Source organism: Pseudomonas sp. GW821-FHT09C08 (assembly GCF_059418125.1).
In genome coordinates this window covers 174,251-198,256 of record NZ_JBWKPG010000001.1, presented here as the reverse complement: position 1 = coordinate 198,256, position 24,006 = coordinate 174,251, and the positions used below count along the sequence as shown (strand labels likewise).

Genomic DNA, 24,006 nt, shown 5'->3' with positions numbered 1-24,006 from the left:
AGACTTTTAACGAAAGGGTAATTGAACTTAGTCGAACTGCGCGTTCACGGTTTTCAAGGCGCCATAGTCGTTAATATAATTAAACTGTATGCCCTGGGCTTTTAGTTCAGGCAGGCGCGCGGTCTGCGGGTGCAGTTCAAACACGGCTTCGCCGCCCGGGGTAACCATATGATTACCGTCAGTATTACTGAGTGTCTTGCCCGCCCACTTCACCTGTATATCGGCAAACGAGACATGCAATGGCGAAGTATTCGTGCAGCGCAACTTCAACTGTGCGCCGTCGCCGAACACCTGCCACGTCAAATGCTTCGCGGCGTCATGCAAGGAGCTGCGGAGTGTCGCGGGTCGATAGAACACTTTAATTCGACTTTGAACAGCCAATAACAAGTTATTCTTGTTTCTCGACTTTTCCGGCACCGGTGGTACTTCAAGTACATTCAGCCAGAACAGCGATTCACGGTCTGGCGGCAATGCTGTTCCATTGAACAGGATCCGCAGGGTCTGCGAGGCCTGGCCTTCGATACGGGTCAGCGGCGGCATGATCAGGAACGGCGCGGAGCTGTTCTCCGGCGTAGAGTCGGTGGCGCCGTCATCCATCCACGATTGCACCAGTGCCGGGGTCGCGCCCTTGTTCGACAGGGGCAGCGTGACTTCACGTTCGCCGCCTGGATAGATCAACCGAGTGCCGCCCAAAACGATATTGGCGCGAGCATCGAAGCTCATTAAATAAATGAGCAGGCAACCTGTTAATAGACGATATATCCGCATAGTCAGGGTAGTCCCCTCTGCGCGATGTCCGCGCAGAGGGACGTTCTCAGTTATAGCTCAATTGGTATTTGACCTGGCTCTTCACCAGGCCCGCCGTGGACTTGCCGGTCGCGTAGTACTGCACGCCGTAGATCATTTCAGCCGCACCGTCTTGCACGGTGAAGCTCTTGGCAGCGCCAGCGTCGCCTGGCTTGATCACGGAGTTGTCTGCGTAGTTGTAAAGCTGCAGGCCCACATTGGTGGCGGAGGTATCGCCGCTCAACTGGTTTTTCAGCACGCCCGAACTGACGTCGACCAGGTTGGCATCGTAGAGAAACTGCGCGCGTACATTGGTCACGGTCGGCGAGCATTGATTGACCGCAATACGGAAGTTGGACGGCATCGCGGTAGCACCGGCCTGGGCCAGGTCAGCCACTTTGGCGGTCGCCAGGTCCACGGTAAAATCGCCCGACGAGCCGGTGGTCACCTGGCAAGTTTCATCCGTAACTTTACCGTTAAAAGTAATAGTACCGGCTTCCGCGGCGCTGACAGTAGTGGACAACATCAGGCCACCACACACACTCAGGAGCGCCGCCTGCACAGGCAGTAAACGTTGCTTCTTCATACTTCATCATCTCTCAAGTTTATATTCATTGGCGTTACTTTAATAACGCATCACAGGGCCGCACTTCACTTCACGAGTTGCTGGGTATCCACCTCCTGACTTCGTAATTAATCCTTTTTCGGGCGCACAGTGACCCGCTGCCTTGAAGTGCACTGTTGCGCACAACTGCAATAAGAAACGGTTCTTTTCTAGTGCAACTCAACCAGCACGGCTACAGGTAGGTGACGTGACTTAGTCTATTGAGGTGCGGGCTGACGCTGTGGGCGCCATTATGCGAGCCGACTCGGTGGCTGTCTTTAAGATCAAACTGAAAATAGGCCCAGGGCGAGAACTGTCTTTCGGTTCAGCCCACGTAAACCGCTGGCACGACTTACAGGAAAAGCTGCGCGTCCGCACAGAAGGCCAACAACGCTTGATCATTTTCGACGCCCAACTTGCGCATCGCCGAGACCTTTTGTGCGCTCACTGTCTTGGTGCTTCTATGCAAAAGTGCCGCGATTTCACGACCACTCAAGCCCGATACAAAATGCCGCAGCACTTCGTATTCGCGCATCGTCAGCCGAGCGGCCCTGGCTTGCATCTGGCTGTCGCTGTTCGACAGCGCTTGCACTGGTGGCTGGTATTTGCGTCCCTGCGACAACGCCTGCAGTGCTACCGCAATCTCATTGAAATCACCACTTTTCAATATTACGCCCCACACACCCAGGTGATAGAGACCGCTGAGAATCAGGGGATTGGACAGCATGGTGAATACCAGGATGCGGGTGTCACCAAAGCGCCGGCACAGCAACTCGATCATCTGCAATCCATCGCCATGAATTCCGTCGCCGGGCATGCTGTAGTCGGCAATCACGACATCGGGCGAAAACTGCTGGTGCATCTGCACCAATTCAGTAGGCCCCTTGGCGATACCCACCACTTCAAAGCGGTCATCGCGCTCGACTATTTCCTGCACCGCCATCGCCACAATCGGATGGTCGTCGGCTATCAACACAGTGGTCTTTTTCATGGTTTGTATTCCAGTCTCAGTCGTTGGATGTAGGGGGCTCGCCGTCCGTATTCGGCGCGAGGCCCGCCAGTAGTCGCTCTATACCGTCCATGAGTTCAATAACGCCCTTGGGAATTTTGTGCGTGGCGATCAGTTGCTGCTCCAGCGCTTTGCACGCGTCTGCCAGCTGCTTCGCCTGCACCGCCGCCAGCGAGCCGCGCAGCCGATGCAACTGCGGCACCATGGCAGCTACGTTGTGTTGCTGGCTGGCGTCGCGCAGGATTTTCAGGTCTGCGCGCGTGGTATTCACAAACAGTTCATGCAGTCGCGGTGAGAGCGCCACAAACGCCGGCAGTTCTTCCTCCTGCGGCTCAAGTATTTGCGCGGGCGGGCAGCAGCGTCGCAACACTGCGTACAAATCACTCAGGCTCACGGGCTTTACCAGCCAGGCATCCATGCCGGCTGCGACGAAGCGTCGGGTTTCTTCCTGCAGGGCGCTGGCGGTGATGGCGATGATCGGAAGCGTTACGCCCTGCTGACGCAGCGCACTCAATAACTCGAACCCATCCATCTGCGGCATGTTGATGTCGGTCAGTAGCGCATCGAAATCCGGCGACCAGCGCGCCAATGCGTCAAGACCGTGACTTGCCAGGGTGACGCGACAGCCGAGCTGCTCGAGTTGCTCCTTGATCAACGCCTGGTTCATCGGGTTGTCGTCGGCGACCAGCAGGTTCAGGCCCAACTTACCGGGATGCCGAGACAAGCGGGCCCGCACGGCGGTCGGCGGTGCCTGCTGCCCCAAGGCAAAGCTGGCACTGAAACTGAAGCAGCTACCCACCCCGGGTTCGCTGGCCACGCTCAATCGACCGCCCATCAGTTGGGCCAGTTGCGCGCAGATGGACAGGCCAAGCCCGGTGCCAGCAACGGTATGCGCATGTCGGTGCGCCTGGTAGAACGGCTCGAACAGATGAACCTGCTGCTCGGCCGCAATACCCACGCCGGTGTCGGTGACTTGCCACGTCAGCGTAGCCCTGTCGTCGCTAATCGCGGCGCTCAACTGCAGCGTTACACCGCCGTGCTCGGTGAACTTGAGGGCATTGCTGAGCAGATTGGTGAGCACCTGCCGGATACGCCGCGCATCCCCATGCACCCCAACCGGTACACCGGCATCGACATTCAAGCGCAACTGCACGCCCTTGCCCTGTGCGGTGCCGCTGTATTCGGCGACGACCTCCTCGGCCAATGCGAGGGGGCTGAAATCCGCCGACTCCAGCGCCATCTCCCCCGCTTCGATCTTGGACATGTCCAGCACATCGCTGACCAGTTGCAGAAGCATTGAAGAGGAGCGCTCGATAATGTGCAGATAGTTGCTTTGTTGCTCGGTCAACTGTGTGAGCCCCAGCAACTCCAGGGTACCCAACGCGCCATAGAGTGGCGTGCGGATCTCATGGCTGATGGTCGCCAGGAACCGCGACTTGGCGGCGCTGGCCTCGGCGAGCTTCTGCTCCACCGCCTTGTGTGCGCTGATGTCGCTGAACGCGCAGAGCACCACCGCCTCGCCGCGATAGCGGGCTGAGGCGAAACTGCCGTGCAATGTGTGGCCGTGGCGGCTGTGGAAAATCACATCGCCGTCGGGTTGCGCCGGGGCAGGATTGAGCCCCCAATGCTCACTCAACTGCGTCACCGCCTGGGCATCCCCCAGCATTCGTTCGGCCAGTGGGTTTTGCATGATCAGGTGCCGATCCGCGCGCCTGAGCACACACAGTGCCACAGGGGCAGTCTGGATTACCGTACGGCTGAAAGTGTCGCTTTCGACGATCTCAAAATGGGCCTGGCGCGCGGGCGAAACCACCTTGCGCGCGTACCAGCGAATCGCCACCCAACTGCTCAACACACTGGCCAGCAGCAGCCCAATGCCGCCAAGCAACTGCCACTTGGCGTAGCCGAAAAAGCTTTGATAATTCAGTTCGTACAACGCGACCCAACCACCGGCACTGGGGCCGCCCATCTTGAACAGCAGGCCTTGCGCAGTGAAATTCAGGCCCTGCCGATAGCTCTGCGCTACACCGACTGCATCTATCAACGAGTCGCCCTGGGGAGACAACAGTTGCAAGCGGTCGTAGATCGGCCGCTCGAACAATTGCTCGGGATCATTGATGCGCTCCAGATCCAACAGGGTCACGATGAAGATCCGACGCTTGACCTCAGGTGTCCACCAGAGCGCATCGGGCAGCCTGAAATCCAGATAACCCAACAGCTCACGGGACTCGCCGGCAATGAAATGCTGCGCTGGCGCCCAGCGCACGTGGACTCCCCCTGTCGAGTCTTTACCGACTGGCAGCGCGGTGTAAATCCGCTCGACTGCCGCCAGGTAGTTCTCCGTTGTCAGCAGCGCACGCCCCGGAAACCGGTCGATGGCAGGCACAGCCATGCTGGTGTTGCCCAGCGCGCCGATGACGAACACCTGCGGTGCCGGGTACACCGAGGTACTCCAGAAACGGCTGTAAAAATTCGCCAGCATCACCCCCAAGGCGAAATTGCCCGGATGCGGGCCGGACGTTACGTGCTGCTGCGCCAGGGTAAACGGCATCGAAAACGTATATTGCGCCGCCTCAAAGATCCGCACGCCTGGCGTGTCGACACGCATTTGGCTCTGTACCGTCAGACCCGACGTCGGTTGGTTCTGCGAGGCCTGGTTGCCGTGTTGCGCAATCCTGTCGATGAATTTTTCGTGCTGATGGATATCACCCACCAATCGGTTGAAATGCAGCATCACCTTGTTGCGCTCTTCGGCAACCACCTTGCTCAACGCCCAATAGCAGGCGGCCAGCATTAACAGGTTAAGAAAAAGCGCGCAGATCAGCACGGTATTCAGGCGCAGGGACGTGCTGGCGAGCTTGCGAATCAAGCTGTAGTTGCGTTCGGGCATAGGTTCAAAGTCCGGTCTCGTAAGACGGCACGGTGGTAGCGGCATAGAGCCAGGCGCTGTATGCCACAGCTGGAGGTGAGTATGGCGTAACACGGCAAGTTCGCCTTGCCAGGCTAGAAGCGGCGCCAAGTTTAAAAAAGGGGGCGTTTTTACCAGATGAGCATCTCGCAACGATTGATCGAGATCAAAAAAACGCATCACCCAGCTGTACCGTTTGCCGACCCGATCTTGTGGCGCTTGCACTTGTCATATTATGGTATACCATCATACACAGATCCACTTACCTCAGACGGAGCAGCCCATGAGTTTCGAAATTCGCAAGATCGTCAGTTACGTAGAAGAAACCTTCATTGAAGGCGGCAAGGCCTCGGACACGCCGGTGACCATGGTCGGTCTGGCCGTCGTGTTGAAAAACCCGTGGCTGGGTCGCGGTTTCGTCGAAGACCTCAAGCCTGAGATCCGCGCCAATTGCTCCGACCTTGGCGCACTGATGGTCGAGCGCCTGGTGGGCATCATCGGCGGCGCCGAGAAGATCGAAGCGTACGGCAAGGCCGCCGTCGTGGGCGCCGATGGCGAGATCGAACACGCGAGCGCAATCATCCATACCCTGCGCTTCGGCAATCACTACCGTGAAGCGGTCAAGGCCAAGAGCTACCTGAGCTTCACCAACAAGCGCGGCGGCCCTGGCACCTCGATCCAGATCCCGATGATGCACAAGGACGACGAAGGCCTGCGCTCGCACTACATCACCCTGGAAATGCAGATCGAAGACGCCCCGCGTGCCGACGAAATCGTCGTGGTGCTGGGCTGCGCCGATGGCGGCCGCCTGCACCCACGGATCGGCAACCGTTATATCGACCTGGAAGAACTGGCCGCCGAAAAGGCCCAGTAATCCCGGCGGCTAACACCCTAATAAAAAGGTATGCAGGAGCGCTCCATGATTCGGCTCACCGCTGAACGCACCCCGGCTGGCACCAGTTATCTGGCGACCGGCCAAGGCCAGCCTGTGGTATTGATCCACGGCGTGGGCCTGAACAAAGAAATGTGGGGCGGGCAAGTCGTTGGCCTGGCCACGAATTACCGCGTGATCACCTATGACATGCTCGGCCATGGCGCCAGCCCGCGCCCGGCCACCGGCACGCCGCTGCTGGGTTATGCCGACCAGTTGCTGGAACTGCTCGACCACCTGCAATTGCCTCAGGCCACGGTGATCGGTTTTTCCATGGGCGGCCTGGTCGCCCGGGCGTTTGCCCTGCATTACCCGCAGCGCCTGCAAGGCCTGGTGGTGCTCAACAGTGTGTTCAACCGCAGCCCGGAACAGCGCGCCGGCGTGATCGCACGCACCGCCCAGGCCGCCGAGCATGGCCCGGACGCCAATGCCGAGGCCGCGCTGTCGCGCTGGTTCAGCCGCGAATACCAGGCGGCCAACCCGGCGCAGATCGCCGCGCTGCGTGAAACCCTGGCGGGCAACGACCCCCAGGGCTACCTGACCACCTACGAACTGTTCGCGACCCAGGACATGTATCGCGCCGACGACCTCAAGGGGTTGCGCGTGCCGACCCTGGTCGCCACCGGCGAACTCGACCCGGGCTCGACCCCGGAAATGGCCCGGCAACTGGCCGATCGTATTCCCGGCGCCACCGTTGCGGTGCTGGCCGAACAACGGCATATGATGCCGGTAGAATCGCCACGCCTGGTCAACCAGCTGCTGCTGGGCTTCCTCGACACGGTGTACGCCCAAAACAATCCAATCAAGGGGATCGTTGCATGACACTCGCACGCTTCCAGATGTGCATCGGCGGTGAATGGGTCGATGCCCTGTCCGGCAAGACTTTCGACAGCCTCAACCCGGCCCAGGCCGAGCCTTGGGCGCAACTGCCCGACGCCGACGAAGCGGATGTAGAGCGCGCCGTGCAAGCGGCGCAAACTGCCTTCGACAGCCCGGCCTGGCGTGGCCTCACCGCCACCGCGCGCGGCAAGTTGCTGCGTCGCCTGGGCGATTTGATTGCCGAGAACAAAGAGCAACTGGCCCAGCTGGAAAGCCGTGACAACGGCAAGCTGATCCGTGAGACGCGCGGCCAGGTCAGCTACCTGCCGGAGTTCTTCCACTACACCGCCGGCCTGGCCGACAAACTCGAGGGCGGCACGCTGCCCCTGGACAAGCCCGACCTGTTCGCCTACACCGTGCACGAAGCCATGGGCGTGGTCGCAGCAATCATCCCCTGGAACAGCCCGCTGTACCTGACCGCGATCAAGCTCGCACCGGCCCTGGCGGCGGGCAATACCATCGTGATCAAGCCGTCGGAGCACGCCTCGGCGACCATCCTCGAACTCGCGCGCCTGGCCCTCGAAGCCGGGATTCCGCCGGGCGTGGTCAACGTGGTCACCGGCTACGGCCCCAGCACCGGCGCCGCCCTCACCCGCCACCCGCTGGTGCGCAAGATTGCCTTTACCGGCGGCGCGGCCACGGCCCGGCATGTGGTGCGCAGCAGCGCGGAGAACTTCGCCAAGCTGTCTTTGGAGTTGGGCGGCAAGTCACCGAATATCATCTTTGCCGACGCCGACCTCGACAGCGCCATCAATGGCGCGATTGCCGGCATCTACGCGGCGTCCGGGCAGAGTTGCGTGTCGGGTTCGCGCCTGCTGGTGCAGGATGAAATCTACGATGAGTTCGTCGAGCGCCTGGTGGCGCGCGCCCAACGCATCCGCATCGGTAACCCGCAGGACGACGCCAGCGAAATGGGGCCCATGGCCACCGCGCAGCAACTGGCCGTGGTCGAAGGCCTGGTGGCCGATGCCATCGCCGAAGGCGCGCGCCTGCGCACCGGTGGCAAGCGCCCGCAGAATCTCGGTGAAGGCTGGTTCTATGAGCCGACGCTGTTCGAATGCGACCGCAACTCGATGAAGATCATGCAGGAAGAAGTCTTCGGCCCGGTGGCCTCGGTCATTCGGTTCAAGGACGAAGCCGAGGCATTGGCGATCGCCAACGACTCGCAGTTCGGCCTCGCCGCCGGCATTTGGACCCGCGACCTCGGCCGCGCCCATCGCCTGGCGCGGGATGTGCGCTCGGGGATCATCTGGGTCAACACCTACCGCGCGGTCTCGGCCATGGCGCCCATCGGCGGTTTCAAGAACAGCGGCTACGGACGCGAAAGCGGCATCGATTCGGTGCTGGCCTACACCGAGCTGAAAACGGTGTGGATCAACCTCTCCCAGGCGCCGATGCCTGATCCTTTTGTGATGCGTTAAGAGACCCCGACCATGATCGAACCCGGCATTTACAAAGACGTCATGAGCTCCTTCCCATCCGGCGTCACGGTGGTCACCACCCTCGACCCGGACGGCGGCATCGTGGGCATCACCGCCAGCGCGTTCAGCGCGCTGTCGATCGACCCGGCCCTGGTGCTGTTCTGCCCCAACTATGCGTCGGACACCTACCCGATCCTGCGCGACAGCAAGCGTTTCGCGATTCATCTGCTGTCCGCCGACCAGACCGCCGAGGCCTATGCCTTCGCCGGCAAAGGCAAGGAGAAGGCCAAGGGCATCGAGTGGCACCTCAGCGAGCTGGGAAACCCGCTGCTGGCCAAGGCCACGGCGATCATCGAATGCGAGTTGTGGCGCGAATACGACGGCGGCGACCACGCAATCATTGTCGGCGCGGTGAAGAACCTGATCCTGCCCGCGCAGCCGGTCACGCCGATGATCTATCACAAAGGCAAGCTGGGCCCGCTGCCCACCCTGGCCTGAGGAGCTGATTGATGAGCACTGAAAAATACCAGCAGGGCCTGAAGATCCGCACCCAGGTGCTGGGCGAGGCCTACGTGCAGCGTTCGATCGACAACGCCGACGATTTCACCCGGCCGCTGCAGGAGATGGTCACCGAGTACTGCTGGGGCCACGTGTGGGGCCGTGAGGGTTTGTCGCTTAAAGAACGCAGCATGATAAACTTGGCAATGATTTCGGCCCTCAATCGGCCCCACGAACTCAAGCTGCATGTGCGCGGCGCCTTGCGTAACGGGCTGAGTCGTGAACAAATACGCGAAATTCTGCTTCAGGTCGGCATTTATTGCGGGGTTCCCGCCGCCGTGGACAGTTTCCGACTGGCCCGGGAAGCGTTCGCCGACGCCGATGCCGAGGCCTCCAGTTAACCGCTACATTCAGAGCAGACCCCATGAAACGCCTGCCACTCGACGACAGCTTCAAGGTCAATCACAACCCGGTCACCCTGCGCGAAATCGTGTTGGAGAAACTGCGCAGCGCCATCATGAACTTCCAGCTGTTGCCGGGTGACCGCCTGGTGGAGCGCGACCTGTGCGACCGCCTCGGCGTCAGCCGCACCTCGGTGCGCGAAGCCTTGCGTCACCTGGAGTCCGAAGGCCTGGTGGAGTTCGCCGATGCCAAGGGCCCGCAGGTCGCAATCATTACCCTGGCGGATGCCGTCGATATCTATGAACTGCGCTGCGTGCTCGAAGGCTTGATCGTGCAGCTGTTCACCCTGCGCGCCAAGGCCAAGGACATCAAGGCCCTGGAAAAAGCCCTCGAGGAAAACCGCAAGGCCCTCAAGGATGGCGAGCTGCAACAGGTGATCGATTCGGTGCAGGGCTTCTACGACGTGTTGCTCGAAGGCTCTGGCAACCACGTGGCCGCCACGCAGTTGCGCCAGTTGCAGGCGCGCATCAGCTATTTGCGCGCGACCTCGGTGTCCCAGGAAAACCGTCGCGGCACCAGCAACCAGGAAATGGAACGCATGGTCCAGGCGATCAAGAGCGGCGACCCGCTCGCTGCCCACCAGGCCTGCGTCGACCACGTACGCGCCGCGGCTGCGGTGGCCCTGGATTACCTCAAGCGCAAACAGGAAGAGACCGGCAAAGTCCCCGAGATCACCCTGCCCATCGCCCTCAAAGAACCCCGCATAGGTCACTGAGCGTGTTCAGCCCAAGCTTTTGCCCGAAATGTGGCGGCAGTGACCTCGGTCACCAGCGGCCACCGGGCGATACGCATGAGCGCCTGATGTGCCGTGGCTGCGGCTATATCCACTACATCAATCCGAAGATCATCGCCGGCTGCATCATCGAGCAGGACGGCAAATACCTGCTGTGCCAACGCGCAATCCCGCCGCGCCCCGGCACCTGGACGCTGCCCGCCGGTTTCATGGAAGGTGGCGAGACCACCGAACAGGCCGCGCTGCGTGAAGTCTGGGAAGAAAGCGGCGTACGCGCGGAGATCCTCTCGCCCTACTCGATCTTCAGCGTGCCGAAGATCAGCGAGGTGTACATCATCTTCCGCGCCATCGCGCTGGAGATCACCGGCCAGTTCGGGCCGGAGACCCTCGACTACAAGTTCTTCGCGCCCGAGGACATCCCCTGGGACAGCATCTACTACCCGGCCATCCGGCAGATCCTCGAACGTTACATCGAAGAGCGCCAGGCCGGGGTGTATGGTATCTACATCGGCAATGACGACAGCGGCAAGATCCACTTCATCCGCTGACCTCCAAGCCCAGACACGGATCAAAAATGTGGGAGCGGGCTTGCTCGCGAAAGCAGTGTGTCAGGCACCGAATGCATCAACTGACACTCCGCCTTCGCGAGCAAGCCCGCTCCCACAGTTGAATCGGTTTATGCCCGATAGATCGAGGTCGCCAGGCCGAGATGTAGGGCCTCTACCACGGCAAGGCCCATTTCATCCGCTGACCTCCAAGCCGAACCGAGTCCCAGTGTGGGAGCTGGCTTGCCTGCGATGGCATCCACCGGGTTTACCGGATGTACCGAGGCGCCTGTATCGCAGGCAAGCCAGCTCTCACATTCGGACCCGGCTTGGCTGATACAGCTAGGGCGCCAGGCCTTCCACAATAATAATCTGCGCAACCCCAGCCCCCTCCCGGTGCCCTTTCGCCTCCTGGTACTCCACAGACTCATAACACGCCACCGCCTGCTCATAACTATCAAACTCGATCACCACGTTACGCTGGCGCGCCGGCCCGCCTTCGAGCGCGGTGCTGCGCCCGCCCCTGGCCAGGAACCGCCCGCCAAACTTCGCAAACGCCGCCGGCGCGCGTTGGGTGTATTGCGTGTACTGCTCTGCATCAGACACATCCACATGGGCAATCCAGTAGGCCTTCATCGCGACATCCTCTTGTTTGATTTTTGTGGTATACCATAATACATACAACCAACAAATCGAGCACTTTACATGGCCTTCAACAGCATCGCAGACATCATCGAAGACTACCGCCAGGGCAAAATGGTGCTGCTGGTGGACGACGAAGACCGGGAAAACGAAGGCGACCTGTTGCTGCCTGCGGCCTGCTGCACCGCCGAGACTATCAGTTTCATGGCCCGCGAAGCCCGTGGCCTGATCTGCCTGACGCTGACCGACGAACACTGCCAGCGCCTCGGCCTGGAACAGATGGTGCCGAGCAACGGCAGCGTGTTCAGCACCGCGTTTACCGTGTCCATCGAAGCCGCCACCGGCGTGACCACCGGGATCTCCGCCGCCGACCGCGCGCGCACCGTGGCGGCAGCCGTGGACAGCAACGCCGGGCCCGCCGATATCGTGCAACCGGGGCACATCTTCCCATTGCGCGCCAAGGACGGCGGTGTGCTGACCCGCGCCGGCCACACCGAGGCCGGTTGCGACCTGGCGCGCCTGGCCGGGCACACCCCGGCCTCGGTGATCGTCGAAGTGATGAACGACGACGGCAGCATGGCCCGCCGTCCGGACCTGGAGATTTTCGCGCGCAAGCACGGGATCAAGATCGGCACCATCGCCGACCTGATCCACTACCGCCTGAGCACCGAACGCACGGTGGTGCGCATTGGCGAACGCGACCTGCCCACGGTGCACGGCACGTTCCGCCTGATTACCTTTGAAGACCGCATCGACGGCGGCGTGCACATGGCCATGGTGATGGGCCAGCTGCGCCGCGATGAACCCGCGCTGGTGCGCGTGCATGTGATCGACCCGCTGCGCGACCTGGTCGGCGCCGAGTACAGCGGCCCGTCCAACTGGACGCTGTGGGCCGCCCTGCAACGCGTCGCGGCAGAAGGCAGTGGCGTGGTGGTGGTGCTGGCCAACCATGAGTCGTCCCAGGCACTGCTGGAGCGCGTGCCGCAATTGACCCAGACGCCGCGCCAGTTCAGCCGCTCGCAGTCGCGGATTTATTCGGAAGTCGGCACCGGGGCGCAGATATTGCAGGACTTGGGCGTCGGCAAGCTGCGTCACCTCGGACCGCCCCTCAAATACGCCGGGCTGACCGGCTACGACCTGGAGGTGGTCGAGAGCATTCCCTTCACCGAATGATGGATAACCGGTAAGGCAAAATGCTTGCACAAAGTTTGGAATACCATAATATGATATTCCATAGACCGAACGCTTTCGCCAAGTGCGCCCGCCAGGGATAGCACCAATAACAGCCCTTGGCACGGTCGCCTTTTGGGGCCTCGAATAGGGGCCTCGATAAACCTACTGCTCCCGATAGGCGGGCATTACCAAGCCCGCTCAATAACAAAACAAATGAGGGCGTGAAAATGGTGTTGAACAAACGTGCAACCGCAGTGCTGTTCGCGGGCTTGCTGGCCACGGCCACTCACGCGGCCCTGGCGGCCGAAAGCGTCAATTTCGTGAGCTGGGGCGGTAGTACCCAGGATGCGCAGAAGCAGGCGTGGGCCGACCCTTTCAGCAAGGCCAGCGGCATCACCGTGGTCCAGGACGGCCCTACCGACTACGGCAAACTCAAGGCCATGGTCGAAAGCGGCAACGTGCAGTGGGACGTGGTGGATGTCGAGGCCGACTTCGCCTTGCGCGCCGCCGCCGAAGGGCTGCTCGAACCCCTCGATTTCTCGGTGATCCAGCGCGACAAGATTGACCCGCGCTTTGTCTCCGACCATGGCGTCGGCTCGTTCTTCTTCTCCTTCGTGCTCGGCTACAACGAAGGCAAGCTCGGCGCTGGCAAGCCGCAGGACTGGACCGCGCTGTTCGACACCAAGACCTACCCCGGCAAACGCGCCCTCTACAAATGGCCAAGCCCCGGCGTGCTCGAACTGGCGCTGCTGGCCGACGGCGTGCCCGCCGACAAGCTCTACCCGCTGGACCTGGACCGCGCCTTCAAGAAACTCGACACCATCAAGAAAGACATCGTCTGGTGGGGCGGCGGCGCGCAGTCGCAACAACTGCTGGCCTCCGGCGAAGTCAGCATGGGCCAGTTCTGGAACGGGCGCATTCACGCACTGCAGGAAGACGGCGCGCCCGTGGGCGTAAGCTGGAAGCAGAACCTGGTGATGGCCGACATCCTCGTCGTACCCAAAGGCACGAAAAACAAAGCCGCTGCGATGAAGTTCCTGGCCAGTGCCAGCAGCGCCAAGGGCCAGGCGGATTTTTCCAACCTGACCGCCTATGCTCCGGTGAACATCGACAGCGTGCAGCGCCTGGATTCAGTCCTCGCGCCCAACCTGCCGACGGCGTACGCCAAGGACCAGATCACCCTCGATTTCGCCTACTGGGCCAAGAACGGCCCGGCCATTGCGACACGGTGGAATGAATGGCTAGTCAAATGAAAATGACGGCAACCACGCCGACCGGGAGCGCCCTCGGCGCTGCCGGCCCGGTGTCCGGCAAGGCTTCGGCGCCGTCCCTGGCGCAGCGCTGGCGGGGGGCGAGCAACCTGCTCCCGGCCCTGCTGTTTCTCGGCCTGTTCTTTCTCGCACCGTTGATCGGCCTGCTGCTGCGCGGCGTGCTGGAGCCGGTGCCGGGCCTGGGCAACTATGAACAGCTGTTCGCCAACTCGGCGTATGCGCGGGTGCTGCTCAATACCTTCTCGGTGGCCGGCCTGGTGACGCTGTTCAGCCTGCTGCTGGGCTTCCCGCTGGCCTGGGTGATCACCCTGGTGCCCCGTGGCTGGGGGCGCTGGATCCTGAATATCGTGCTGCTGTCGATGTGGACCAGCCTCCTCGCCCGCACCTATTCCTGGCTGGTCCTGCTGCAGGCTTCGGGGGTGATCAACAAGGCGCTGATGGCCATGGGCATCATCGATGCGCCGCTGGAGATGGTGCACAACCTCACCGGCGTGGTGATCGGCATGAGCTACATCATGATTCCGTTCATCGTGCTGCCGTTGCAGGCGACCATGCAGGCCATCGACCCGATGATCCTGCAGGCCGGCTCGATCTGCGGTGCCAGCCCGTGGACCAACTTCTTCCGGGTGTTCCTGCCGCTGTGCCGGCCGGGGTTGTTCTCCGGTGGCCTGATGGTGTTCGTGATGTCCCTCGGTTACTACGTCACCCCGGCGCTGCTCGGCGGTGCGCAGAATATGATGCTGCCCGAATTCATCATCCAGCAGGTGCAATCGTTCCTCAATTGGGGCCTGGCCAGTGCCGGCGCAGCGTTGCTGATCTTCATCACGCTGGTGCTGTTCTACTTCTACCTGAAGCTTCAGCCGGAATCCCCGGTTGGCGCCAGCAATGCGAGGTAAGCCGTCATGCTGCTGACTCCGAATGCCATGAGCCGCAGGATGCGCCTGGGCCTCTACACCACCACCGGCGTGATCGGCGTGTTTTTGCTGCTGCCGATTGTATTTATCGTGCTGCTGTCGTTCGGTTCGTCCCAGTGGCTGGTATTCCCGCCGCCGGGCTGGACGTTGAAATGGTACGGGCAGTTTTTCTCCAACGCCGACTGGATGAACGCGGCGATGGCCAGCCTCAAGGTGGCGGTGCTGACCACGGTGTTTGCCGTGGCGCTGGGCTTGCCCACCGCATTCGCGCTGGTGCGCGGGCGCTTTCCCGGCCGTGAGTTGCTCTACGGCCTGTTCACCCTGCCGATGATCGTGCCGCTGGTGATCATTGCCGTGGCGGTGTACGCGCTGTTTCTCAAGCTCGGCTACACCGGCACGATGTTCGCCTTTGTGGTCAGCCATGTGATTGTCGCGCTGCCGTTCACCATCATCTCGATCATCAATTCGCTGAAACTGTTCGACCAGTCGATCGAAGACGCAGCGGTGATCTGCGGTGCCTCGCGCCTGCAAGCGGTGTTCAAGGTGACCTTCCCGGCGATCCGCCCGGGCATGGTGGCCGGCGCGCTGTTCGCGTTTCTCGTCTCGTGGGACGAAGTGGTGCTCAGCGTGATGATGGCCAGCCCGACCCTGCAAACCCTTCCCGTGAAAATGTGGACCACCCTGCGCCAGGACCTGACACCTGTGATCGCCGTCGCCTCGACGCTGCTGATCGGCCTGTCGGTACTGGTCATGGTGATTGCCGCCGTCGCTCGTCGACGCACTGAAACCCGCGCTTGAGCGCCGAGGATTAAGACATGAGTGCAGTGATCAAAGACCCCGCCCAGAACCCTGGCCAACCCCTGGTCAGCCTGCGCAACCTGAACAAGTACTACGGCGAATTCGCCGCCGTGGACAACATCTCGCTGGATATCCAGGACGGCGAATTCCTCACCTTCCTCGGCTCCAGCGGCTCGGGCAAAAGTACCACCCTGTCGATGCTCGCCGGCTTCGAAACGCCGAGCAGCGGCGAGATCCTGGTCAGCGGCCAGTCGCTGGTCAACGTGCCGCCGCACAAGCGCGACATCGGCATGGTGTTCCAGCGCTACTCGCTGTTCCCGCATTTGTCGGTGCGCGACAACATCGCCTTCCCCCTGGCGATCCGCAAACTGGCCAGCGCCGAACGCGAGAAACGCGTCGACGCCATGCTCAAGCTGGTGCAGCTCGAACAGTTCGCGCATCGCCGCCCTTCGCAACTGTCCGGCGGCCAGCAGCAACGCGTCGCCATCGCCCGCGCGCTGGTGTACGAGCCACGCATCCTGCTGATGGACGAACCCCTCGGCGCCCTCGACAAGAAACTGCGTGAAGACCTGCAGGATGAACTGCGCCAGTTGCACCGGCGCCTGGGCATCACCATCGTCTACGTGACCCACGACCAGGAAGAAGCCATGCGCCTGTCACAGCGCATCGCGATTTTCAGCCACGGCAAGATCGTCGGCCTCGGCAGCGGCTTTGACCTGTACCAGAACCCACCGAACGCGTTTGTCGCCTCGTTCCTCGGCAACTCCAACTTCCTCAAGCTCAAGGCCCAGGGCAATGCCGCGGCGGTGTTCGAAGGCCAATCGCTGTCGATCCGCCTGACCAGCGGCCTGCACACCGAGCAGGAGGTGCTGTTGATGGTGCGCCCGGAAAAAGCCCTCGCCCTCAGTGTCGAGCAAGCCGCCGAGCAGCCCCTGGCAGCGGGTTGGAATGAAGTCTCGGCAATGGTCGGCGAAGTGTTGTTCCTCGGCGAAAGCCAGACCTGCACGGTAAAAACCCTCGGCGGTACCTCGATGACGGTCAAGGCGTTGTCCGCCGCCGGCATGCCGCTGAAAGCCGGCGACCCGGTGCGTGTGCGCTGGGCCACGGCGGATGCGTGCGTGTACACCGAGTGGGCTGAGAGTGACCTGAACAAGGCGGCCGGCTCATTGAGTCACTAGGGACACGCCGAAAAAATGTGGGAGCGGGCTTGCTCGCGAATGGGATGGAACAGTCAACATCTGCAGCGACTGATCCGGCGCATTCGCGAGCAAGCCCGCTCCCACATTTTGAATAGCGTACAGACTCAACGCCTGCGCTCGAAAATCGCCCCCTCGATCCCCAGTACCTCACGCGTATCGGCATAAATCCCCACGCCCTTTTCCCACACGTGCTTGATCGACTGATCGGCGCAGCGAATCTGGTAACTGAGTTCGAACGGTTCATGCCGCGACAACGCGTATTGCACCTCGCGCCACACGTAGTCGGCATCCTGCGCGAGGATCAGGCTGTTGTAGGTGAACTCATGGTTGTCCACCAGACGCTCGGCGGGATAGCCGGTGAGTTGCAGGCAACCGGCACTCACGAATTCCATGGTCCAGTCGCGGTTGTTGCGGCCGCGATAGATCAGCCCCGGCATGCTGTCGAGCAGGCTCACGCTGCTGCGCTGACTCGCCTGCAGGGCGATTTCGCGGCGCTTGTGCGCGGTGATATCGCCGGCCACCAGATAGAAGCCTTGCGGCCCGCGCTTGAGGCTGATCTCGAACCAGCGCAGTTCGCCACTGGGGTGTACAAAGCGCAGGCGCTGGTTGAAGCAGCTGTCGGGGCGCCGGCGCAGTTCGTTCAAGGCCTGGCGCCATAGCGGGCGGTCTTCCTGGTGCACGTAGTCGATCAGGTTGCGCTCCGCGCCCGGCGCGCCCATCAGCTCGGCCCAGGCCAGGTTGAAGTGTGCGATGTGGCCGTTGTCGCGCAGGTGCAGCAAGGCCGCGGGAAAACAGTCCATCAGGTCCATCGGCGGGAGAGCAAAGGCGTCGGGGCTGTCCCTCATCTAATGGCGCTCCTCGTGCTTGAGCAAACTGCCGCTGTGCACCCAGGCCGCCAGCTCCAGCCGTGAATGCAGGCCGAGCTTCTGCAACAGGCTGCGCACATAGATCTTGACCGTGCCGTCGCTGATTCCCAGCTCGCGGCCGATTTGCTTGTTGCTCATGCCGGCGGCAATCAGCGCCAGGGTCTGGCCTTCGCGCTCGGTGAGGTGGTCGTTGCCCGGGGCCTCGCTGTGCGGCGCCGGCTCGGCCTGGTCGGCAAGCAAGGCGATCAGGGTCGAGTCGAGCACAATCGCGCCCTTGTGGCAGTTGCGCATATACGCCAGCAACGCGTCGGGCTCGGTTTCCTTGAGCACATACCCGCTGGCGCCGAGGCGCAAGGCGCTCAACAGTTCGGCGCGGTCCATCGAGGCGGTCAGCACCACCACCTGGCAATCCAGGCGCAACTGGCGCAGCTCATCAAGCACCTGCAGGCCGCTGAGGCCGGGCATGTGCAGGTCGAGCAAGACCTGTTGCGGGGTCAGGCTCACGGCGAGGTTGATGCCTTCTCGGCCGCTGGCCGCCTGCCCCACCACTTCGAAGTCGCCACTGGCGTCGAACAACTGCGCCAGGCCTTTGCGAAACAATGGGTGATCATCGATCAGTAGTAAGGTCGTGCAGTCCATCGAGACTCCCCTGTGGCTGGTCGTGGTGGCGGCGCAGGCCAAGATGCACGCGCACGCCGTGCGGGCGGATCGCTTCAATGCTCAAGCGCGCGCCGATGCTGGCGGCGCGCTCGCGGATAATCGCCAGGCCGAAATGGTTGTGCTCGGCGCACGCCTGGCTCAGGCCGATGCCATCGTCTTCCACCGACACCGAGGCTTCGCCGTCCTGGGTCTGGCGCAGCTCGATGCGCACGTGACGCGCGTGGGAATGGCGCACCGCGTTGGCCAACGCCTCGCGGATGATCTGCAAGATCTGCAATTCGGTTTCCGCGCCGAGGGCATCGTCAGCCAGGCGATTGTCCAGTTCGAAGACGATGATGCAGCGCCGCGAAAACTCCGCCACCGAGTCGGCCAGCGCCTGGCGCAGCGAGCGCCCATCCATGGTCAGGCGTGCGCTGGTGATCAGTTCGCGCACCTGGCGTTGCAGCTGGCTGAGGCCGGCGCACAGGTCCTGCAGCGCCGGCTCGCCAAATTGCGCTTGCAGCCCATGGGCCTGGAACGACAGGTAGCCGAGTTGCTGCGCCACCGAATCGTGCAGCTCACGGGCCAGTGCGCCGTGGCGCGAGGTCGCCTGTTTGCGCAGTTGCTCGCGTTGCTGGCTGCGCAGGCGCACGGTCACGCCGACCGCCTGCGCCGCCTCTTCAAGCAATTGGCGCCAACTGGTCCCGGCGCGCCTCTGGGTGTCGAGCAGCAACGTGCCCTTCTGGCCCTCGGGCAAGCCACACACCAGGCGGTGCACGCCGCGTTGCCGACACGGCCCGCACGCCTGGGCCGCATCCGTCACGCAGGCGTTGCGCCAGGGGCAGGTAGCTACGTCCTGGCAGCCGTCGATCAAGCCGCGTCGCGTCGGGCTCAATTCTTCGCCCCCCAGTATCAGGTTGAGCTTCGCCGGGGGCAGCAGTGCGTCGAAACGGTCCAGCAAACCCGACAAGGCACCGTCAGCGTGCAGGGGCAAGCCGGCCAGCAGCCTGCGCACGCTGCGCGCCCGTTCGGGGTGCACAGGCCCCAACCAGAGCGGCCATGCCTTCGGTCGTATTTGCACGCGTCGATCACTCCCCATCCGGTTGCCCTGCGTGAGGCAAAGCCCAGCAACTTCCATGCCCCCAACGGCGGTGCCGCAAGGCTTATCTCCAAAGGCATAGCCCTTTTTCCAGATTGAGAAGATTTTCCCCTTAGGAAAGTATCTCTCCCAACAGGAAACAAAACGCACCCTGGAGGAGCCCGCATGACGCACACCCTCAGCCGCCCCATCGTGGTGATGCAATCGGCAACCGCCTGCCCGCCGGTCATCGCAGAACTGGACCAGCCGCTGCTGCTCAACGGCGACCAGCCGGATTTCGCCCGGCGCCTGCAACAGGCACTCGCCAGCGCGACGGTGGGTTGCCGCCTCTACCTGCTGGGCGATGAAGCGTTTGCCTGGCGCATTCACGCCGAGGCACGCGCCGCCGGGCTGGAAGACGACGAGATCAGCATGACCTGCACGACGCCCGGCCTGCGCCAGGTGTATTGCGCGCACTGCGGCCTGACCCAGGCGGCTGGGCCGCAAGCCGTATTGAACTGCATCGGCTGCCACGTCGGGCTGGAGGTGCGCACGCATTTTTCCCGGCGCCTGGGCGCGTACCTTGGCGTGTGCATCAATCCCGACCAGCCCTATGCGGGGTTCCAACCATGAGCGCGGCCCTCACGGTTCAGGTCAGCGCAGCCCGGATGCTCACGCCGGTGGTGCGCGAGCTGACCCTCAGCGCCTGCGACGGCGCCCTGCCCGGCTTCTCGCCCGGCAGCCACGTGCAGGTGCACCTGCCGCTCGCCGAGGGCAAGGTGCGCAACGCCTACTCACTCACCAGCGACCCGGCGCACACCCAGCACTACCGCATCGCCGTACGCCTGCAAGATGCCTCGCGCGGCGGTTCGCGCTACCTGCATCGGCAGGTGCAGGTCGGCGACACCTTGCAGATTTCACCACCGGCCAATCTGTTCGCGCCGCATGGCACTGCACGCCTGCATATCCTGATTGCCGCCGGCATCGGCATCACGCCGTTCATGGCCTACATCGCCGCGCTGGAACAGCAGCAGGCCGCTTTCGAACTGCATTACCTGTTCCGGCCGGGCCTCAGCGACGCGTATCTGGATGAACTGCAACAGCGCCTCGGTCCGCGCCTGCATGCCTATGCCAGCCGCCCCGACCTGGGCCGGATCCTTGCCGACCGGCCGCTGGGCAGCCATGTCTACACCTGTGGCCCGCAGGCGCTGCTCGATGCGGTTGAGCACCACGCCACGCGCCTCGGATGGCCGCCCCGGCGCGTGCACTCGGAGGCCTTCAAAGGTGCACAACCGGGCCAACCGTTCGACCTGCACTTGCTGCGCAGCGGCCAACGCCTGCGTGTCGAGGCCGAGCAAAGCCTGCTCGAAGCCCTGGAACACGCCGGCCTGCAGGTGCCCAACCTGTGCCGTGGCGGGGTCTGCGGCCAGTGCATCACGCGCCACCAAGGCGGCGCAATCGAACACCGCGACAGTTTCCTCAGCCCGGCCGAGCAGGCCGAATTTCTGATGCCGTGCGTCTCGCGCGGCAACGGCCCCTGCGTTTCGCTGGACCTATAGGAGTGAGTGCCATGCCCCTGCAATCGAGCCCTGTGCTGAGCTATCGCGATGACTTCAGCTTTCGCAACAGCCCGGCGGCGATCCGGCGTTTTCCCTTTCCGTTTGTCGAGGACAGCTACCTGTACTCGGTGAACATCGAACCGGCGACTTCACGTGACCCAGGCTCCATCTACGAGCACGCCTTCGACATCGACGAACACTACCGCTCGGAAATGGCCGAACGCGCGCTGGTACTGGACAAGGACCCGCGCCGCTACCTGGTGATGCCGCACATGCAAGTGGCCGCCTGGGATGCCCTGCAAATGATCATGCAACACCTGGCCGCCGACTACCCGCAGTCGTTCAGCCTGACGAAAAACGGCGAGCGCTGGCAGTGGCGCAATCACCTGCTGGACATCGACCAGCACTTTATCTTCGGCGACGCCACCAGCCTGCCCTGCGCACCGCTGGAGTACATCGGCCGCCAGGTGCAGGGCGACTTCGCCCTGCTCGACCAGCGTGACGGCGACCTGTACATGGACGCCGGCCTGATCACCAGCCCGGCCGACTGGTCGCTGGCCTTCGACGCCGGCATGAGTTTCAAGCAATGGCATGCGCCGGTGCCGATGGCCCACCAGATGGGCGTGTTCGAACGCGCGTTGAAATACCTGCTCAACCTGCAGGTCGGCCAGCCGGTGCGGCGCTTGAACTGGACACTGACGATCAACCCGCGCCTGGATTCCTCCCCGGAGACATTCCACGAATGGGGCGCCGATCGCGGGCGGATCACCGCGCAAAACGTCGGGCAGCAGGTGCACCTGCGGGTCGAGCTGCAAGTCATGGCGCGCCTGCCACGCAGCCACGCGGTGATGTTCAGCATTCGCACCTACCTGATCAGCCTCGACGAATTGGTCACGCAACCGGGCTGGGGCTGCCGCCTGCACCGCGTCCTGCGCGACCTGCCCGACCCCATCGCCGACTACAAGGGCATGACCCGCTACCGAAGCACGCTGGTCGAGTGGCTGAGCCAGTTCGACCCACACGCCTGACCCTCATTTTCCCGACAAGGACCTTCACATGACCCACTCCTGGCGCATTTCTGCATTGGCCGAGCGGCACCGCGCCCTCGGCTCTCAACTCGAAGACTGGAACGGCATGGGCACCGCCTGGACCTATAGCACCGAGCTGGCCGACCACCACCAGGCGATCCGCACCCGTGCCGGCCTGATGGACGTGTCGGGCCTGAAAAAAGTCCACTACGTGGGGCCGCACGCCGAGAGCCTGTTGCAGTGGGCGACCACCCGTGACATCGCCAAGCTCTACCCCGGCAAATCGGTGTATGCCTCGATGCTCGACGAGGACGGCAAATTCGTCGATGACTGCATCGTCTACCGCACCGGCCCCAACGCGTTCATGGTCGTGCATGGCGCCGGCACCGGGCATGAAATGCTCGTGCGTTCAGCCCAGGGCCGGCAGGTCGCGGTGCTGTTCGATGACGACCTGCACGACCTGTCGCTGCAAGGCCCGCTGGCGGTGGATTTCCTCGCCGAGCACGTGCCGGGGATCCGCCAACTGGCGTACTTCCACCACCTGCAGACACGCCTGTTCGACCGCCCGGTGATGATCTCCCGCACCGGCTACACCGGCGAGCGCGGCTACGAGATTTTCTGCAAGGCCGCCGACGCCCCGTTCCTGTGGGACAGCATCCTCGAACAGGGCGCGAGCCTGGGAATTATCCCGTGCGCCTTCACCGCGCTGGACTGGCTGCGGGTGGAAAGCTCGCTGATGTTTTTCCCCTACGACAACTCGCAGATGTACCCCTTCGCCGACCAGAAGGCCGGCGACACCCTGTGGGAAATGGGCCTGGACTTCACGGTTTCGCCCGGCAAGCACGCGTTCCGTGGCGCCGAGGAACACCTGCGCCTGCGCGGCCAGGAGCGCTTCAAGATCACGGGAGTGCTGCTCGAAGGCGTGCGCGCAGCCGAAGCCGGCGACACCGTGTGGCAGGGCAACCAGCAGGTCGGCGTGATCACCTGCGGCATGTATTCGCGCCTGAGCAAACGCTCGATGGCCATTGCGCGCATGAGCGTCGCGTGCTCCGTCCCCGGCATTGCCTTGCAGGTACGCGGCAGCCTGGAGGCCAGCGCCACCAGCCACGCCCTGCCCTTCGACGACCCGGAAAAAACCAAGCGCACGGCCAAGGGCTGAACCTTCCCTCACTGTATTCAGGAGCTTTCGATGGACGCCTCCCGCGAACATTACATCCTCAAGATCACCTGCCCGGCGGCGTCCGGGATTGTCGCCGCGATCAGCGCTTGCCTGTCTCGCCAGCAGTGCTACATCAGCGAGCTGGCCCAGTTTGACGACGAGTTCACCGGGCAGTTTTTCATGCGTGCGGTGTTCCGCTTCAACACCGGGGTCGACGGTGACATCGGCGCCCTGCGCGAAGGCCTCGGCGACCTCGCCGGCGGCTTCGACATGCAGTGGCAATTGTTCAGCTCGCAACGGCCGACCCGCGTGCTGCTGATGGTCAGCAAGTTCGACCACTGCCTCACCGACCTGCTGTACCGCCACCGCAAGGGCGAGATGGACATGCACATCACCGCCGTGGTCTCCAACCACCTCGACCTGCGCGCGATGGCCGAGCGCGAGGGCATCCGCTTCATCTACCTGCCCATCACCAAGGACACCAAGGCCAGCCAGGAGGCCGAGTTGATGCGCATCGTCGACGACACCCAGACCGACCTGGTGGTGCTCGCGCGCTACATGCAGATCCTCTCCGACGGCCTGTGCCAGCAGTTGTCGGGCCGCGCGATCAACATTCATCACTCGTTCCTGCCCGGCTTCAAGGGCGCCAAGCCGTATCACCAGGCCTATGACCGCGGGGTGAAGCTGATCGGCGCCACCGCCCACTACGTCACCAGCGACCTGGATGAGGGCCCGATCATCGAGCAGGAAATCCAGCGCGTCGACCACACCCACCTGCCCGACTCGCTGGTCGCCATCGGCCGCGACACCGAGACCGTGGCCCTTTCCAAAGCCCTGAAATACCACCTGGAACACCGGGTGTTCATCAACCAGGACAAGACAGTGATCTTTCGCTGAACCCCTC

The 24,006-nt window shown here is 62.7% G+C and carries 25 protein-coding genes; 17 read left to right on the top strand and 8 right to left on the bottom strand.

Annotated features, from left to right (window positions below):
* Nucleotides 1-27: 27 nt before the first annotated feature.
* From AC07OJ_RS00865 to AC07OJ_RS00850, 4 genes are all read right to left on the bottom strand, one after another.
* A complete protein-coding gene (locus tag AC07OJ_RS00865; RefSeq protein WP_495093679.1) occupies nt 28-723 on the bottom strand; it encodes a fimbrial biogenesis chaperone in 696 nt (231 codons plus the stop codon).
* A 91-nt stretch (nt 724-814) separates the two neighbouring features.
* Complete coding sequence (locus AC07OJ_RS00860; protein ID WP_065905762.1) at nt 815-1,372, bottom strand: fimbrial protein; 558 nt, start codon at nt 1,370-1,372, stop codon at nt 815-817.
* A 370-nt stretch (nt 1,373-1,742) separates the two neighbouring features.
* Complete coding sequence (locus AC07OJ_RS00855) at nt 1,743-2,381, bottom strand: response regulator (RefSeq protein WP_065905760.1); 639 nt, start codon at nt 2,379-2,381, stop codon at nt 1,743-1,745.
* A 16-nt stretch (nt 2,382-2,397) separates the two neighbouring features.
* Nucleotides 2,398-5,289 carry an ATP-binding protein gene (locus AC07OJ_RS00850; protein ID WP_065905758.1) on the bottom strand — a complete coding sequence of 964 codons (2,892 nt, stop codon included), beginning with the start codon at nt 5,287-5,289 and terminating at the stop codon, nt 2,398-2,400.
* Between the two features lie 301 nt (nt 5,290-5,590).
* Here AC07OJ_RS00850 and AC07OJ_RS00845 point away from each other — a divergent pair, with 301 nt between their 5' ends.
* From AC07OJ_RS00845 to AC07OJ_RS00815, 7 genes are read left to right on the top strand one after another with little or no spacing between them, the layout of a single operon-like run.
* Nucleotides 5,591-6,181 carry an amino acid synthesis family protein gene (locus tag AC07OJ_RS00845; protein ID WP_065905755.1) on the top strand — a complete coding sequence of 197 codons (591 nt, stop codon included), beginning with the start codon at nt 5,591-5,593 and terminating at the stop codon, nt 6,179-6,181.
* A gap of 45 nt (nt 6,182-6,226) precedes the next feature.
* Entirely contained in the window at nt 6,227-7,060 is an 834-nt protein-coding gene (locus AC07OJ_RS00840) for an alpha/beta fold hydrolase (RefSeq protein ID WP_315418924.1), read from the top strand.
* Nucleotides 7,057-8,538: an aldehyde dehydrogenase gene (locus AC07OJ_RS00835; protein WP_495093678.1), complete on the top strand. Its 1,482-nt coding sequence runs from the start codon at nt 7,057-7,059 to the stop codon at nt 8,536-8,538. The genes AC07OJ_RS00840 and AC07OJ_RS00835 overlap by 4 nt, the downstream gene beginning before the upstream one ends.
* A 12-nt stretch (nt 8,539-8,550) precedes the next feature.
* Entirely contained in the window at nt 8,551-9,036 is a 486-nt protein-coding gene (locus tag AC07OJ_RS00830; protein WP_065905749.1) for a flavin reductase family protein, read from the top strand.
* An 11-nt stretch (nt 9,037-9,047) separates the two neighbouring features.
* Entirely contained in the window at nt 9,048-9,437 is a 390-nt protein-coding gene (locus tag AC07OJ_RS00825; protein ID WP_065905747.1) for a carboxymuconolactone decarboxylase family protein, read from the top strand.
* A 23-nt stretch (nt 9,438-9,460) separates the two neighbouring features.
* Nucleotides 9,461-10,213, top strand: coding sequence for a GntR family transcriptional regulator (locus AC07OJ_RS00820; RefSeq protein WP_065905745.1), 753 nt, complete (start codon nt 9,461-9,463; stop codon nt 10,211-10,213).
* A 2-nt stretch (nt 10,214-10,215) separates the two neighbouring features.
* A complete protein-coding gene (locus AC07OJ_RS00815) occupies nt 10,216-10,779 on the top strand; it encodes an NUDIX hydrolase (protein WP_065905743.1) in 564 nt (187 codons plus the stop codon).
* A gap of 339 nt (nt 10,780-11,118) precedes the next feature.
* On the opposite strand, the gene AC07OJ_RS00810 is transcribed toward AC07OJ_RS00815, so the two are convergent.
* The gene (locus tag AC07OJ_RS00810; RefSeq protein WP_065905741.1) at nt 11,119-11,412 is read right to left on the bottom strand and encodes a DUF1330 domain-containing protein; all 294 of its coding nucleotides are present in this window, start codon (nt 11,410-11,412) and stop codon (nt 11,119-11,121) included.
* Nucleotides 11,413-11,481: 69 nt separating this feature from the next.
* Between AC07OJ_RS00810 and ribBA the strand changes: the two genes are divergently transcribed.
* The 5 genes from ribBA (at nt 11,482) to AC07OJ_RS00785 (ending at nt 16,752) form a co-directional block, all read left to right on the top strand.
* Complete coding sequence (gene ribBA / locus AC07OJ_RS00805; protein ID WP_065905740.1) at nt 11,482-12,591, top strand: bifunctional 3,4-dihydroxy-2-butanone-4-phosphate synthase/GTP cyclohydrolase II; 1,110 nt, start codon at nt 11,482-11,484, stop codon at nt 12,589-12,591.
* Between the two features lie 227 nt (nt 12,592-12,818).
* Nucleotides 12,819-13,844 (top strand): ABC transporter substrate-binding protein, encoded by a 1,026-nt coding sequence (locus AC07OJ_RS00800; RefSeq protein WP_065905739.1) that lies wholly within the window; start codon nt 12,819-12,821, stop codon nt 13,842-13,844.
* Complete coding sequence (locus AC07OJ_RS00795) at nt 13,841-14,758, top strand: ABC transporter permease (protein WP_065905738.1); 918 nt, start codon at nt 13,841-13,843, stop codon at nt 14,756-14,758. The genes AC07OJ_RS00800 and AC07OJ_RS00795 overlap by 4 nt, the downstream gene beginning before the upstream one ends.
* Before the next feature lie 6 nt (nt 14,759-14,764).
* Entirely contained in the window at nt 14,765-15,574 is an 810-nt protein-coding gene (locus AC07OJ_RS00790) for an ABC transporter permease (RefSeq protein WP_213554581.1), read from the top strand.
* Between the two features lie 17 nt (nt 15,575-15,591).
* Nucleotides 15,592-16,752 carry an ABC transporter ATP-binding protein gene (locus tag AC07OJ_RS00785; RefSeq protein ID WP_065905735.1) on the top strand — a complete coding sequence of 387 codons (1,161 nt, stop codon included), beginning with the start codon at nt 15,592-15,594 and terminating at the stop codon, nt 16,750-16,752.
* Nucleotides 16,753-16,877: 125 nt separating this feature from the next.
* Here AC07OJ_RS00785 and AC07OJ_RS00780 read toward each other — a convergent pair whose 3' ends face one another.
* The 3 genes from AC07OJ_RS00780 to AC07OJ_RS00770 are packed head-to-tail and all read right to left on the bottom strand — an operon-like array spanning nt 16,878 to nt 19,317.
* Entirely contained in the window at nt 16,878-17,618 is a 741-nt protein-coding gene (locus tag AC07OJ_RS00780; protein ID WP_495093677.1) for a PAS domain-containing protein, read from the bottom strand.
* On the bottom strand, nt 17,619-18,278 hold the full coding sequence (locus AC07OJ_RS00775; protein WP_065905732.1) for a response regulator: 660 nt from the start codon (nt 18,276-18,278) through the stop codon (nt 17,619-17,621).
* Nucleotides 18,247-19,317, bottom strand: coding sequence for an ATP-binding protein (locus tag AC07OJ_RS00770; protein WP_495093676.1), 1,071 nt, complete (start codon nt 19,315-19,317; stop codon nt 18,247-18,249). Before AC07OJ_RS00770 ends, AC07OJ_RS00775 begins: the two co-directional genes overlap by 32 nt.
* A 225-nt stretch (nt 19,318-19,542) precedes the next feature.
* Between AC07OJ_RS00770 and AC07OJ_RS00765 the strand changes: the two genes are divergently transcribed.
* The 5 genes from AC07OJ_RS00765 to purU are packed head-to-tail and all read left to right on the top strand — an operon-like array spanning nt 19,543 to nt 23,999.
* Nucleotides 19,543-19,989 carry a dimethylamine monooxygenase subunit DmmA family protein gene (locus AC07OJ_RS00765; protein WP_065905729.1) on the top strand — a complete coding sequence of 149 codons (447 nt, stop codon included), beginning with the start codon at nt 19,543-19,545 and terminating at the stop codon, nt 19,987-19,989.
* Nucleotides 19,986-20,915, top strand: a complete 930-nt coding sequence (locus AC07OJ_RS00760) for a PDR/VanB family oxidoreductase (protein WP_315421123.1) — start codon at nt 19,986-19,988, stop codon at nt 20,913-20,915. The genes AC07OJ_RS00765 and AC07OJ_RS00760 overlap by 4 nt, the downstream gene beginning before the upstream one ends.
* Nucleotides 20,916-20,926: 11 nt before the next feature.
* Nucleotides 20,927-21,943, top strand: a complete 1,017-nt coding sequence (locus AC07OJ_RS00755; RefSeq protein WP_495093675.1) for a heme-dependent oxidative N-demethylase family protein — start codon at nt 20,927-20,929, stop codon at nt 21,941-21,943.
* Between the two features lie 28 nt (nt 21,944-21,971).
* A complete protein-coding gene (locus AC07OJ_RS00750; RefSeq protein WP_495093674.1) occupies nt 21,972-23,102 on the top strand; it encodes an aminomethyl transferase family protein in 1,131 nt (376 codons plus the stop codon).
* Nucleotides 23,103-23,132: 30 nt separating this feature from the next.
* The gene (gene purU / locus AC07OJ_RS00745; protein ID WP_065905722.1) at nt 23,133-23,999 is read left to right on the top strand and encodes a formyltetrahydrofolate deformylase; all 867 of its coding nucleotides are present in this window, start codon (nt 23,133-23,135) and stop codon (nt 23,997-23,999) included.
* The last annotated feature ends 7 nt before the right edge of the window (nt 24,000-24,006 follow it).